Source organism: Eisenbergiella sp. OF01-20 (assembly GCF_003478085.1).
Lineage (GTDB): Bacteria > Bacillota > Clostridia > Lachnospirales > Lachnospiraceae > Eisenbergiella.
Map to the genome: position 1 here is coordinate 84,566 of NZ_QUES01000023.1, position 14,611 is coordinate 99,176.

12 protein-coding genes are annotated in these 14,611 nt (G+C 50.6%); 1 reads left to right on the forward strand and 11 read right to left on the reverse strand.

From position 1 onward, the window contains the following. Window positions 1–3 precede the first annotated feature (3 nt). The 6 genes from DXA36_RS22055 to DXA36_RS22080 form a co-directional block, all read right to left on the reverse strand. A complete protein-coding gene (locus tag DXA36_RS22055; RefSeq protein ID WP_118681606.1) occupies window positions 4–906 on the reverse strand; it encodes a carbohydrate ABC transporter permease in 903 nt (300 codons plus the stop codon). 15 nt (window positions 907–921) lie between these two features. Then, complete coding sequence (locus tag DXA36_RS22060; RefSeq protein WP_118681607.1) at window positions 922–1,863, reverse strand: ABC transporter permease; 942 nt, start codon at window positions 1,861–1,863, stop codon at window positions 922–924. Window positions 1,864–1,892: 29 nt separating this feature from the next. Continuing rightward, window positions 1,893–3,404 carry a sulfatase family protein gene (locus tag DXA36_RS22065; protein ID WP_118681608.1) on the reverse strand — a complete coding sequence of 504 codons (1,512 nt, stop codon included), beginning with the start codon at window positions 3,402–3,404 and terminating at the stop codon, window positions 1,893–1,895. Between the two features lie 236 nt (window positions 3,405–3,640). Further along, a complete protein-coding gene (locus tag DXA36_RS22070) occupies window positions 3,641–5,254 on the reverse strand; it encodes a DUF5597 domain-containing protein (RefSeq protein WP_118681609.1) in 1,614 nt (537 codons plus the stop codon). Window positions 5,255–5,335: 81 nt separating this feature from the next. Then, the gene (locus DXA36_RS22075; RefSeq protein WP_118681610.1) at window positions 5,336–7,378 is read right to left on the reverse strand and encodes a M56 family metallopeptidase; all 2,043 of its coding nucleotides are present in this window, start codon (window positions 7,376–7,378) and stop codon (window positions 5,336–5,338) included. Continuing rightward, the gene (locus DXA36_RS22080) at window positions 7,375–7,764 is read right to left on the reverse strand and encodes a BlaI/MecI/CopY family transcriptional regulator (RefSeq protein ID WP_118681611.1); all 390 of its coding nucleotides are present in this window, start codon (window positions 7,762–7,764) and stop codon (window positions 7,375–7,377) included. The genes DXA36_RS22075 and DXA36_RS22080 overlap by 4 nt, the downstream gene beginning before the upstream one ends. Before the next feature lie 440 nt (window positions 7,765–8,204). Between DXA36_RS22080 and DXA36_RS22085 the strand changes: the two genes are divergently transcribed. Continuing rightward, complete coding sequence (locus DXA36_RS22085; RefSeq protein ID WP_009255996.1) at window positions 8,205–8,417, forward strand: cold-shock protein; 213 nt, start codon at window positions 8,205–8,207, stop codon at window positions 8,415–8,417. A 112-nt stretch (window positions 8,418–8,529) separates the two neighbouring features. Here DXA36_RS22085 and DXA36_RS32725 read toward each other — a convergent pair whose 3' ends face one another. From DXA36_RS32725 to DXA36_RS22110, 5 genes are all read right to left on the reverse strand, one after another. Next, window positions 8,530–8,721: a hypothetical protein gene (locus tag DXA36_RS32725; RefSeq protein ID WP_147366637.1), complete on the reverse strand. Its 192-nt coding sequence runs from the start codon at window positions 8,719–8,721 to the stop codon at window positions 8,530–8,532. Between the two features lie 255 nt (window positions 8,722–8,976). Beyond that, complete coding sequence (locus tag DXA36_RS22095; protein WP_118681613.1) at window positions 8,977–9,165, reverse strand: hypothetical protein; 189 nt, start codon at window positions 9,163–9,165, stop codon at window positions 8,977–8,979. A 109-nt stretch (window positions 9,166–9,274) separates the two neighbouring features. Continuing rightward, window positions 9,275–11,974 (reverse strand): alpha-mannosidase, encoded by a 2,700-nt coding sequence (locus DXA36_RS22100; protein WP_118681624.1) that lies wholly within the window; start codon window positions 11,972–11,974, stop codon window positions 9,275–9,277. A 147-nt stretch (window positions 11,975–12,121) separates the two neighbouring features. After that, a complete protein-coding gene (locus tag DXA36_RS22105; RefSeq protein ID WP_182479211.1) occupies window positions 12,122–13,645 on the reverse strand; it encodes a sensor histidine kinase in 1,524 nt (507 codons plus the stop codon). Window positions 13,646–13,647: 2 nt separating this feature from the next. Continuing rightward, on the reverse strand, window positions 13,648–14,373 hold the full coding sequence (locus tag DXA36_RS22110) for a response regulator transcription factor (RefSeq protein WP_118681615.1): 726 nt from the start codon (window positions 14,371–14,373) through the stop codon (window positions 13,648–13,650). Between the last annotated feature and the right edge of the window lie 238 nt (window positions 14,374–14,611).

Genomic DNA, 14,611 nt, shown 5'->3' on the forward strand with positions numbered 1-14,611 from the left:
AAATCAGCCTTTGATTGAACCGATCATGATACCTTTAACAAAATATTTCTGTAAAAATGGATAAACACATATGATAGGGATGGTGGAAACCACAATTACGCCATATTTGATAACCTCAACCATACGGTTAAGCTGGGCGGCCGCCTGGGGATCCATCTCCGTCAGCGAGGCGGTATTCTGGGACATAAGCAGAATTTCTCTCAGATAAAGCTGCAGGGGCTGTTTCGCCCGGTCGGTAACATATATCATAGCATTAAAATAGGAATTCCAGTGCGCTACAGCCACGTAGAGCGCAATAACCGATATAATCGCTTTTGACAGCGGCAGGGCGATCCGGAAAAAATACCCCGCATTTCCGCAGCCGTCTATAAATGCTGCATCCTGAAGCTCCCTTGGAAGCATATTGGAAAAAAAGGAACGTATCAGGATAATATTGTATACGGATACGCTTCCCATGATGATCAGCAGGAGCCGTGTATTTGTCAGATGAAGTCCTTTGACCACCAGATAAGTAGGAATCAGGCCTCCGCCGAAATACATGGTAAATACCAGAAGAGCCATCAGTACATTTTTACCGGGCAGGCGGGCGGCGGAGAGGGCATATCCGGCCGGGACACTGACAGCCAGACCGAAAAAGGTACCGCATGCCGCATACAGAATGGTGTTCACATAGCTTTGCCAGATACGCATGTCCCGGAAAACCTGGGAATAACCGATTGTAGTAAAGCCCTTGGGATACAGCAGCATTTGACCCGAATTGACATAAACGGGATCCGTAAAGGAAGCGATTACCACAAAGAAAACGGGATAGGTTACTAACAGAAGAAAAAGGAACAGTAAGATCCTTGTTATAACGGTAAACAGCCTGTCTGCCCACCCTGATTTGATATTGCTTTTTCGTTTCATAAAACACCCTCTTTCTTACCAGAGACTGGAACCGGAAAGTCTGCGCGTAATTCTGTTGACCGTCACCAGCGTAATAAAATTTATTATGTTGTTAAAAAGTCCTATAGCTGCGGAGTAACTGTAATTTTGCTGGATAAGCCCCACCTTGTAGGTATAGGTGGATATAACCTCCGACACTCCCAGGTTCAAATCATTTTGCATAAGATAAACCTTATCAAAACCGATACTCATAATACTGCCGCAGTTTAATATCAGTAGGATAGCCATGGTGGGCATGATGGCGGGCAGGTCGATATGCCAGATACGCTGCAGCTTATTGGCACCGTCGATCATGGCCGATTCATGCAGTTCGGGGCTGACACCGGTGAGCGCGGCCAGATATATAATGGATCCCCAGCCTGCACCCTGCCAGACTCCTGACCAGACATACATATGGCGGAACCAGTCCCCGCTTCCCATAAAATAGACAGGTTGTCCTCCCAAAGCCTTGACAGCCGTATTGATGAAGCCCGACTGGGGAGAAAAAAAGGAGGACATCATTCCCACAAGAACTACTATGGAAATAAAATGGGGCATATATGTAAGCGTCTGGGAAATCCTCTTTAATTTGGAATTCCTGATGTCATTCAGAATCAGGGCAAGAATGATCGGGACCGGGAAACCGGCTATCAGGGAATACAGGCTCAAATACACGGTGTTGCGGACATAATCCCAGAATTTAGGGCTTCTGAAGAACATGGTGAAATAGGTAAGCCCTTCCCACTCGCTTCCCCAGATTCCTTTGGACGGGATAAAATTCTTAAAAGCGATCTGCACCCCATACATGGGGGCATATGCAAAGATCCCAAAATATACGAAAGCGGGAACCAAAAAAAGATACAGGACCCAGTTTGCTTTAATCAGCTTCCGTTTTTTTTGACGGGCAGTATATTCTGCCGCGCATTGTTGCTTCCTCATTCAAGTCGCCTCCTTGCTTTCGGTGTGTTTCAGGCTCCGGAGATCCGGGGCATCCACATAGGCTCCCGACCCATTTCCATCCAAAGGGCCTGCAACAGCAGTTTTTCCTTAAGGTTCCGGAAACCCGGATGATTCCAGAGATTATTTGACTCGCCGGGATCCTCAGTCAAATCATAAAGTTCCCCCCATTCCCGGTCTGCATAAGCGGTGAGCTTATACCTTTCATCCACATAACAGCGCTGATGGAGGGAAACAGGTTCCTGATGGTTTTCACAGATCACGCAGTGACGGGCAGCCTGCTCTTCTCCCTTCCATACCCTGTGCTGGTTTACGCCGCTCATGGATCCGGGAACCGGGCATGCACAAAAATCCAGAAGCGTGGGTGCCAAATCCACCAAAGACTGCAAAGCATGGCAGCTTCGTCCTGTGGGGACCTCCGGGGGATAACGGACCAGAAGCGGAACCCGTATCAAGTCCTCATACAGAAAGGGACCCTTATAATAAAGGCCGTGCTGGCCGAACAGATGTCCGTGATCGGTAGTGAAAACCACAAGGGTATTTTCCCGCATACCAAGCTCATCCAACCGTTCAAGAAGCATTCCTGCACAGGAATCCAGATAACTGATCATACCATAGTACACCTCCATATTCCGCCTGGCCTGTTCCCCGGTAATATGGGAGTGAGAACGCAGTCCATGCAGAAACTGTCCGCTTTCCCCGTAAGACGACCAGTCGGCATTCTCTTGACGGGTCATTGCAAAATGGGGAGGCAGATTTTCAAATTCTCCGGGGCATCCCCGGGGAAGCGTCAGCGGCGCTCCTGCGTACCTGTCACACCAGGGAGACGGTGCCAGATAGGGCGGATGGGGATCCGGAAAGCTGGCCCAGAGAAAAAACGGTGTTTTATCCCGGCAGAAGCCGTCCAGCAGGCTGCAACAGCGTTCGGTAATCCAGGTATTGTAGTGGTATTTTTCCGGGATATCCCACTGGTACAGCCTGTCGGACGAACGGGTACCGGTAGGAGGTGAAAAATATTTTTTCCATTTACCCGGATACTGCTTCTCCAGCCAAAGTGCGTAATGCTGCCCCACCAGATATTCACATGTGTGGTTTCTCAGCAGTTCCACATGCCTGAAACCATAAAACGGTCCATGATACGCTTCCCAAAAGGAAGAATCATAAAGAAGCGGTTCGGATTCCAGGGAAGGATAGGACGGTGAGGAAGCTTTGGGCTGAAAATGTGCTTTTCCTACCAGCGCCGTTTGATAACCGGCCTTTTCCAGATAGCCGCCCAAAGTGGGAATCTCTTCCGGCAGCTTTGTCCCAAGCGACCAGGCTCCATGCTGTGAGGGATAGAGGCCGGTTATTATAGAAGCGCGGGAAGGAGTACTTGTAGGGTTCGTACAGTACGCGCGGGTAAAAAGTGTTCCTTCCCGGGCAAGCCTGTCCAGGTTTGGAGTGCGTATTTCCGGGTTACAAATACCAAGTGTATTGTAGTGCTGTTGATCACTTGTAATAAGAAGAATATTGGGTTTGCGCATACGATTACTCCTTTTCGCAAAAACCGCAGACAATATACACTAAACATTTCTTTGCTCCAAAAAATTGCTTGTGTATTTTTCAGTCCCAGTATAGCATTTTATAAAAGTTTTTGTAAATTATCACTTATTGAATGCCATCTCATATTTTGAATATATGGTAAATATATCCAAATAAAAAGGCTGCGGCACGATGGTTTTATTATAAAACCTATCGTACCGCAGCCCCTTACCTGTCTTTAGTTATCTTCCACATCCATCCCCGTATCCGGATTCAGGCGGATACGAATCAGCTGTCCGTCCAGCACATACTGGGAAAAATTGGTTTCATCCCCGTTCCGGTTCATCTTAGCCACCCAGGTTTCCCCTTCAAAATACCCCTCCTCCACAGAGAGGAAATTCAACTGTCCCGATTGCCTGGAAGAGAGGTGGCTGAAGCATTCCTCATCCTCCGGCGCGGGCCTGCGGTAAAAATCCAGAGCCACGCCAGCACCTCCCAGATAAAATTCACAGGGTCCGGTCTGGACCAGCAGGGCACGCCCTCTCACCTGTGCTTTTTTCCTGCCCTCTTCCGAAACGGTATCGGCGGTATATCCGAAATACATTTTGTGGCGGCGGAGAAACTTAGCCACCACATGATAGGAAGGCAGCTTCAGATAATGGCTGGTTTCAAACTCGTCCTCCGCAAATGCATGCACGTTTCCTGTATTCCGGTACCGGAGAAGCAGGGGAGCCATGGAGGAAAGGATCCTCATGGTCAGCGCCATATCCCGGCATTCCTCCAGAACCTCTCCCTTTTCATCCAGAGCGCTTTCCGCCCCGAAGCAGCAGATTCCCACCGCTCCGTAATCCGCCGCCGCCAACAGGGCGTTCATGGCATTGGCTTCCCCGCGGACAGGGGATTCCGGTATAAACAAAGGATTGTCCGGCCTTGTATAGGCATCGCATATCCTGGTGTACTCCCTCCGGTTCTGATTATAGATATCCGGCCCTATCACGTCCAGGGCAGGTGCGCCGGCCTTCCAGATGTCCAGCATCCTGCCTGTCGCCGCCCCTGCATTATAGCACAGGCCCGGCTCTTCAAAAGACTGCTCTCCCACCATGACATTGGTTATCATGGGGATCGGGTACACTTGCTTTCCCGCTTCTGCAATCTCGTTCACATACAACGAATGGTACCATGCGCTGAAGGCTTCATGTGCATGCCTGCCAAACTGCTTTTTCCAGGGCGATACCGGACTGTCCGGGGCAATGCTTTCCTTTCCGCTGTCCTTCAGGCTGATCGCCTTCAAAGCCTCCGGTATGGGTTTTTCATAATCCCGGTCTGCCGGACGGGAATAATCCCTGTCCGTATTGGCATACCCCATCTCATTTTCAATCTGAACGGCAAGCACGGTCCGTTCCTCTCCATCATAGGCCTTCAGGAATTCCATGAACTTCACAAAGGCCTTTTTATCCCGTTCCAATGTTTCCCTGCAGTGCACGGACAGAGAAGGAACCGGGGCTTTATCCGGCCCCAGCGCCAGCCGATAGGTCCGGGGCTGCCGTTTTATATATTCCGGCACATAATTGGGATGTCCGTTTTTGCTGGTTCCAAACCAAAGCAGTATGAGATGCAGCCCGGCGGTTCTTGTTTCATCGATGATCCCCTTTACCAGGGCCATATCGTACCGATCCATTTCCGGTTCCACGCAATACCAGTAAACAGGGGCTTCCAGACAGTTTCCCCCGAAGGCCGCCACCGCCCGTAACGCCTTTTTTATCAACCCGGTCCCTGTGGATGAGTTATGGGCCTGCAGCCCGACAGGCATAAAAGGCTTTCCTGAGGCGTCCGTAAAGAATGTATTTTCCATTTTCCGCTCCTTATCCTTTTCTTTCTTTCAGACGCCTTCATTATAGCCCCCGCAGGAAGTATTGAACAGGTGTAAAAAAGCTCATCCCTCTTCGCTGTTCTTCAGAATATAGTAGTACATATCCTGCTCTTCCTTCTGTGCCCGATCCTTAAGCTGCTTTCTGTGTGCTTCCGACAATTCATTGCATATTATGGAAAACATAGATACGTTATCCTCCTCATAGGCTTTTGTTGCCAGATCCATCCTGTCGTTTTCAGACATGGCGTCCACCGTAAGGGAAAATAATGCCGCATCGTCCTCCTCATAGGCCCTTTCTCCCAGGCTCCGGGCGAGCTGGGGGGATACCTCATTCACCACAGCAGCATACAGACTCAGGCTGTCCTCCTCCTCATATGCATTTTCTGCCAAGATATCCGCCGGCAGAGTATAAGGCCCTTCCACATAAAATACCACCGGCTGTGTCATTTTGTTTTTCTCATTCCAGAAGCCTGTCGGGTCTGCGTTTTCTTCCCTTTGTTTCTGTTCCAGGACGCAGAGCTTCAGTGCTTCTATAAACTTCTCATCCCCCGCAAGGGAATCCGTCTCTTCCGTAAAAGCGATCTGCCAGTCTTTTCCTCCTGCTGTGATTGTACGCACGGTGCCGTAATTCTCCGGTCCGTTGTTCCAGGCAAGCTGGATACTATATCTATTCTTGAAGTAAGTGCTGGTGGCAAACTGTCCCTCCCATGCATTTTTGTATCTGTTGTCCCCCCAGAAGGCTACTTCTTCCCCGCCGTGGATTACCGTCCCCTGTGCCCCCGCCGGTTTTTCTGCCAAATGCACGCCGGCTGCTGCCGTGGTCTGTTCTGTTTTACCGGCTTGTGCTGTGTTGCCGGCCTGTACGTTATTCAGGGACTGTGTCGTTTTTCCGCTGTTTATTCCGCCATTTCCTACCGCCTGTGCGGAAAATCCGCCGCAGACGAAACCGGCAGCGAGCAGGAGACCTGCCAGCAGTACGGCTGCCGCCCTTCTTTTTCCCGCTGCTTTCTTTTCATATTTCATAATTGCCAATAACCTCTCTTTCATCAATCCTGTATTTTCCCCAAGAGCTGCACAGACCTCCTGCCGGGCAGGGGCATGCAGCGCCTGCAGGGATGCCACAAGGGTATCGCCGTAAGCGATCCGGCCCGCCATGGAAAGTCTGCCAATCACAGCTTCATCACAGGACAATTCACAGTCTTCGCTGATTTTCGCAGCAGCTGCCGTTAACAGGGGATTAAACCAGTGGATACATATCACGGCCTGTACCAGCCACTTATAATACAAATCCCTTCTGGTCAGATGGACAAGCTCATGCCGGAGTACATACTCCGCCCGAAGCGCCCGCTGTGCCTCCGACAGTTCTTCCTCCCACTGTCTGTATAATTCCGCGGGAAGAACCAGGAAGGGCCGCAAAAAACCTGCCACCATAGGGGAGGAAATCCCGGGGCACTGGTACAGGTTAACCTCTTTTTTCCACCCTAATTCCCTGCACAATTCCGTACAAATACGAGAGATTTGCAGATCCTCCGACAGCGTCCGTTTCTGTTTCATATACCGCATGAAACGGCGGTACCGGAAGCCGCGCAGAGCCATCAACCCTGCTGCGGGAAGCAGCCACACCAGCCAGAGGAAACGGAAAATCCTTTCCGGCAACAGGAGCCGTGCTGCTGATTTCTCCCCGGCGGGCATAATTCCTTCTGCCGTTTTCCCTCCGGCAGGCATCTCCCCTGCCTCCTGATCCTGAACCGGGGGTGTAACTGCTGCGGACAGTTCCGGATTGTTTCCCGCGCCTGCCGGTTCTCCCGCTTCCAAAGCGTTCCCGGATCCCTGCGTCCCGTCCCTGTCGGCGGCCGGTGCAGCGGCCTCCATCCCTGCCGCCTCCTGCTGCCGTCCCGCCTGTTTCACCCGCTCCGCAGCATAACCGGCAATTCCCGGTATGGGAGAATATGGGATCAAAAACCGGAGAAGGATAACAAGCCAGATATAGTAACAACCCGTTCTGCTGATACGTCCCCTAAGCAGATACCTGCCGGCATAAAATACCAGCAGCATCAGGGTTCCCGAAAGAGAGGCGGACAGCAGTCCCTGCATCATATGATTCATTGCATATCCTCCCTGCACTTTTCCCAGAATGCCTGCAGCTGCCTGACTTCCTCCGCCCCCATTTTCTCAGGGCCAATCAGGGACGCCAGCAGATCCTTTACGTTACCGTCAAAAACTTCCTCTACAAAATTCCTGGCCTGGCCGGACAGGTATTCCTCCCTCGAGACATACGCCCGGTATTCACAGTTCTTCCCCTGCCGTACTCCCAAAAGCAGCCCTTTTTCCATAAGGCGGGTAAGGAAGGTCCTCACCGTTGTCCGTTTCCATTCCCTGCCGGATCTCTCCACCGCGTCCAGCAAATCCGATATGTATATCCGGCCTCCGTTATCCCATATAATTTCCATGATCTCTTTTTCCGAATCCGACATGAGCTGTATTGGTTCCATAAAAGACCTCCACTTTATTACATATTGTAGTCATTTATATTATTACACAGTGTAGTCATAATGTCAACAGGGAAATCAAGTGCCGCCCGACGTATTTACACCGGATGGCTTATAAGGTTTTAAGATGCAAAAAAGCCGGAGAATCCGGGGAAAAATGGCTGTTCTGGGCAAAGCCGCGGAAACCGGAAAACAGGGCGGCCGGTAAAAGATATATTTGTATGTGTAGTAACGATTTTCCCCTCTGAATTTTTACAGTTTTTTTCGAAAAAACTCTTGACAGTTTCCTAAAAGAAGGGTACTATGGTGCTGTATTCCAAACGATTCAATGATTTCACATATTTTTGTAAATCCTTGGCACGTTCGAAGATTTACAAAAATATGTGATTTTTTTGTATTTCGCCCCGAATATGTAAAAATTTTTAAATGAGGAGGTACCACTAATGAGCAACGGTACAGTAAAATGGTTTAACGCAGAAAAAGGCTATGGTTTCATCACCAACGCAGACAACGGAGAAGATGTATTCGTACATTATTCTTCTATCCAGACTGATGGATTCAAGACATTACAGGAAGGTCAGGCTGTAACTTTTGATACAGAAGCTGATCCCAGAGACAGCAAGAAGGTTCGCGCTGTCAATGTTATTCCCCAGTAATCAGAGATAACGTTAAGCCAATACCCCGCAGCAAGCTGCGGGGTATTTAACTTTTGCGGCGGCCGGCAGGGATAAGAGAACCCTCCGTTCCCGCGATACTGAGAACATAAGCTCATGACTCACGTCTCAATAATTTTAATACTTCCTCTTCTGTGTCTAAATCGTAATCACCAAAAATACCATCTCTGTGATATACAATTCCCTCCTTTTTATTCCGGTTTATGTATGTTATAAATGCATCCATACCATCCTCTTTGATGCATCGGACAAATGCTCTCATTTTAATTTTGTCCTTTGCCAGCATATCTTTCCCACAGGGAGAATCCGCACATTCCCAACATCCGTTTATGCCCTTTGCTGTACAGCAATTATACTGAAAGCATCCCTCCGGGGACAATCTTTTCCCGCAGTGATTATCCGTTTTACAGCTGCAGCTGCCGTCAGGAAAACAAAAGCTGCATAGCAATCCGCAATAAGCTATTGATTTTTCTGTCATTGACTTATCCTCCTGTTTATCCAAACTTGCTTTATTCCGCCGGAAGGGAATCAAAAAATCTATTCATTCCTTATCTGAAAACTTCCGAATAACCAATCCGGCCCCTGCTCCGATCAGAAATCCGATGACCAGGCCGGAGCACATGGGAATCCCTATATTTCCCCTGGAAATGCCAATGGCACAACCGGCGGCCATCCCGATTAACATACCTGCAAACATACATAGCGTAACCAAGTTACTGTTTTTATTCATAATCCAACCCCTTCCATAGCTTTCATTCTAATTTAAGTATCCGTAAATGTCAAATAAAGAGCGGGCCATGGATAATGGCCCGCCAAACCTGTTACGGTGTAGAATTCCTCTATGCAAGACCTGCCGTAAAAATACCGCAGCCTCTGACCCCGGTTTCCTTATCCGGCAGCGCTTCTTTCTTTTCGCCGAGCACATTGGAGCGGTACACTCGCTTTTCCGTCTCCAGTTTCAGCCTGTCAGGCTCTTCGGATGCATTGAATACCCGGAATATAAAGTCGCCGGTCTCTTCCTGTACCTTCCATGCCGTCCACAGCAGGGTCTTTCCGGACCATTTCAGGGAGGTGAAGTGATCCGGTATGTTTCCTTCCGTGCTTTCCGTCTTACTGATCCAGAGGGGGGAGGTATAGGCATATGCCTCCTCATAGGAGCGGTACAAATCCTTTTCCCCGCCATGAGGTATCAGCATAAATTCCTTTTTCTGCCTTCCCAGACATTGGGCCTGTGGCGCAGGGAAATCCCCCCAGTCCCCCATCTCCCGCACCCCTCTGTGCAGAGTGAGCGCTATGGTATTCTCTTCCCCGGGAAGGATTTCATATTCGTTCAATCCCTTATTGGCAATGGTCATGCCGCAGCCGGATTCATGGACATTGACAAACAGCTGCTGGTGCTGGGCATTGCACGGATTTTCCCAGACAGGGGACACGGTATTGCTCCGCTTTGCCACCTCAAAAATGGAATCCGCATAATGCCATGGGGTGTCCAGGCCGGTTTTAACCAGTATGCGGAGGCGGTGATCCAGCGCCTGGTTGTCAAATTCCACCTCTGCCCGCAGTCCTCTCCCCACGCGTTCCAGAATATAGGTAACCGCAACCGTCATGGAAAGGGATTCCCGGCTGCTTCCGGCTTTCCGGTTCTTAAACTCCACCAGATCCCTTATTTCCCCGGCCAGCCTTTCGTCAGCGGAAACCGGGATTTCCATGGTTATTTCAGCCCGTACGGCCGCCCGCAGAGGCGTGTCCTCCACTACGCGTATTACCGCCTTCGCTTCTTTGCTGAGAATCGGGGGCTCTCCCGCGGGCTTAAAATAAATATACTCATTTCCGATATCCCTGGTGTCCTCCAGCATTACCGCCTCACGGTAGGTAACACCGCTTTCCTTATGGGTGATATCCACCGTCCCGTTGCTGTTTACCCGGCAGGATAGCCTTCTGTTTTCCATGGTGTTATCGCCGGTAAACAGCGATTCCCGGCTGCCTTTTTCCTCTTCTTCCCCGGCCGGAAGCAGACAGAAGCTTTCCAGGGTAAAGGGATCCATATCCTCCACCTCCAGGGTCACCCTGACTTTACGGCAGAAATACGCATTCCGGAACCGATCTTTGGGAAGATCGTACCCAAAGGCATAAGGGAGCTCTTCCACCCTGCCCGGAACCGTATTTCCTGCTCTGTCCACGATCCGGTACGCGGGAAGCTTTTCCTTCTGCGCCTTTTCCAGACAGGCGGCCACCGTACTTCCCTGGAAGGGATATTTTTTAACGGTAAGCACGGCCTCTGCCGTCTGGCTTTTCCGGTAGCCGGTTGGATTCACCACAAAAAAGGGAACCGCTTCGCCGTCCCTTTCCCGGAATCCCCGGCTGTCCATATGCCCGGCCAGATAGGAAAGACTTTCTTCTATGATATGCAGGGCCACCTGTTCCGCCTTTTCAAAACGGGTGACCATTTCCCGGTGCACGGCATCCACGCTGCAGCCGCAGATACTGTCATGGGGATGATTCTGCATCAGCGTTTTCCAGCCGTAGGCCAGCAGATCATGGGGATATTCCATTCCCCACTCATAAGCCATTGCCGCCAGCGGCTCGGCAGCGCGGACAAACAGGGCTTCACAGCGGGCGTTCATCTGCTTCAGGTAGATACGCGACGATGCCGTATTCGCCAGCGTGTACCAGCCGTCGGTTTCCTGGCTGCGCAGCTCTCCCTTGATCACCGCCAGATCCTCTCTGCAATCTTCCTTCAGGCTTTGGAAATAATCCATAAAATTGGAATGGATGAAATCGATATCCGGGTACAGCCCGGCAGCGGTTTTCAGCGCTTTCGACAAGTCGGTCTGCACTGGCTGATGGTCACAGCCGTTCATGAACAGAAGCTTGTCCGTGGAGGCAAACTTCAATGCCCCCGCCAGCTTGCCCTCCCAGTATTTCCGTGCCTCCTCCGGTTCTGTGGGCACCTCCATACCATTATTGTACCAATTGGCAAACAGCACCCCCAGGATCAGGGAACCGTCCGGGGATTCCCAGAACATTTCCGAATATTGGGAGGTAAAATTATCCGTTTCCCCCACTTCATTATTAAAACCGGTGGGTTTTACGCCTCTTCCGAAGGCGGCGCAGTCGATCCCCGCATCCAGCAGTATCTGGGGCGCCTGTCCCATATTTCCGAAGGAATCGGGAAAATACCCCACCTTACTCACATTTCCGTATCTGGATGCCTCTCTCATACCGGTTTCCAGATTGCGCAGATTGGATTCGCTTCCGGTCAGCCATTCATCCTGGAGGATGTACCAGGGGCCTGCATAAAGCCTTTTTTCCCTGACCAGCTTTTCCACCAGTTCCCTTTTTTCCGGACGTACCTGAAGATAATCATCCAGCATAATCGTCTGTCCGTCCAGATGGAAGCTCCTGAAATCCGGATCCGCCTCCAGCGTTTCCAGAAGCCTGTCCATAAACTCCACCTCCAGGCAATGGTGCTTCTCATACGGCAGATACCACTCCCTGTCCCAATGGGAATGGGAAATCACATGGGCCTGTTTTTTCATTTTCCGCGTTCCTCCTTTTCTTTGTTTCCCCCAAATTTTCACTGCTGCTTCCCAATAACCGTTCAGACGGTCCTTTGCAACCATTATAACGGATCAGAAAAGAAATATCTTCCGTGAAAGTATAGATTTATTCTAACGTTTGTATACCTATTCCCCTTTCACATCCCCATACCACAGGATCTCCCACCATTTACGGTTTTTCCTGACCTTCCGCTCCTCCAGGGTGCCTGCCGCCGGCAGATAAAGGATTACCTCCCTGCCGTCAGCGGAGAAATCCATCCGCCCGCCATGGGCATTCACAATCTGCTTTACAATACGCAGCCCCATAATATGGGGCTTCCCCATGATATAGGGCTTTCCCATTATGGGGGACTCCCCTCTGTTATCTGCCTTTCCCGGAGCTGCACGCAAGTTTCTGTCCTCCGTAAGGATATTCCGGATTTCCGCGGGAATCCCTTTTCCGTCATCCTTTACAGCAATGCGGCAAAGGGTAAGGCCGTTTCCGCTGACAAGCTCTCCCTTTACTTCTATGCGGCACCGGCTGTTATGCCGGATACTGTTTCCGATGAGATTATTCAAAGCCCTGGTAAGCAGACGGACATCCCCCTGCATCACCACCCCTTCCAGCTCCTCCTGAATATCGGTTTCCAGTTCATATTCCTCCGCCAGGCCTCCGTTCAGGAAGGAAACCGCCGCCAAACGCAGCAGGGCCGCAGGGATATATTCCTCCATACGCAGCGGCTGCATCTGGTATTCCAGCTTGGACGTAAGGTTGAGATCCTCAATCAGGGTTTTGATTTTCAGGCTCTGTTCCTTAATAATTGCGGCCTGTTTCCTGTCCTCTTCAGGCAGTTCTTCTTTATTTTCCAGATTATCCGCATATCCCATGACCATAGACAGAGGGGTACGGATATCATGGGATACGCCCGATATCCATTCGGTACGGGCCGTATCCCGCTGTTCCAGGTTCCGCCGCTGTATTTCCAGAACTGCGGAGGCCTGGTTCAGCTTTTTCCCCAGTTCGCCCGTCAGTCCCTGCTCCGGCACCAGGATTCTCCGTCCGGATACCAGCCCGTCGATACCGGAAGCTACCGGACGCAGAGAGGAATACAGACGGTAGCCGGACAAAACCGCCAGGATAAGGACCAACAGCAGATTAGCAGTCATGATTACCAGAAGGAAAACCGGAAGCTTCCGTATGGAGGATCGAGACATCTCCACCGTATATTTTCCCACTTTATCCTTCGCATCCGCTATTACTAAAAGCCCCTCGTCACAATTCCAGACCCGTACCGGATAATCCTTCAGATACCAGCGAGTAAAGGAAGCCACCTCACCCAGGGTAAAATGAGCAGGGATTTCCTCCGGCACCTCCCAGCTCCAGATTCTGCGCCCGGAATTATCCAGCAGGAAGGCGAATTCCGCCCCCGTATCCTCCAGAGCCTTATACCCCTCCCCCTCCAGATAAGGCTGGCCGTTCTCTTCCCGGTTCATATAGGAGCTTACCTCTATGATCCGGCGTCGGCCTCCGCTGTCCGGGTTTTCCCTGCTCTGGGAAGCAAAGTATGCCCCCACAACCATCAGCACACACATATTCACCAGGATAACCGCCGCCGCTATCCAGCCGGCGGAAAAAATATACCGCCGGTATATCTTGAACAAACTTTTCATAATCAATGCTCCTTTGCCAGACGGTACCCCAGACCTCTCACGGTCAAAAGCCATTCCGGCGCCGACGGATTCTCTTCTATCTTCTCCCGCAGCCTTCGAATATGGACCATCAATGTATTTTCATATCCGTAATATTCGTCCCCCCATACGGTATTACAGAGTATATCAAAGGTCACGATATTTCCCCGGTTCTCATACAGCTTCTTCAGAATAGCCAGTTCCTTCGCGGTCAGCTGCAGGCTTTCCTGCCCTTGCGTTACGGTTCCCGCATTAAAATCCACCTTTTTCATTCCCAGCTGCAAAATCCCGGCTTCCCCCTGCTGTCCGATCCTCCCGGGCGGAAAGTAGGTCCTTTTGAGAATTGCCGTCATCCTGAGAAGCAGTTCTCTGGGCAGAAAAGGTTTGGTCATGTAATCATCCGCCCCAAGCCCAAGCCCGAGAAGGCGGTCGTTATCCTCATCCCTGGCGGAAAGGAAAAGCACAGGGACCATGGAAACCAAACGGATTCTCTGCATCAGGGAAAAACCGTCACCGTCCGGCAGGTTAATATCCAAAATCACCAAATCCGGTTCCTTTTTTCCCGTTTGAAACGAAAGGAAGGCTTCCTCACAGCTTCCTGCCGAAACCACATTCCGGAAACCTTCCCTGTACAGCATATCCGTAAGCATCCTGCACAGTTCTTCATTATCATCCACCAGCAGCAGGCTGCTGTCATAAATAGTATTCATAAATTATCCAACCTCGCTCTGTCCGGCTGCTTATATCCTGACAGCCGTTCCATGCCTTTACCGTTGCATCTTTTCTCCATTATATCCATAAGCCTGCATTCCCGCCAGATCCTCCGCAAAGATTTAAGGTAAAAGTAAGGCAGGCTTCATGAACGTGTAAGGGGATGCGTTTATTCTGGTTACATACTCAAACTTCGCAGGTGCCAAATGGCCCTCCGCCCGCTGTCTGCGTGGCGCT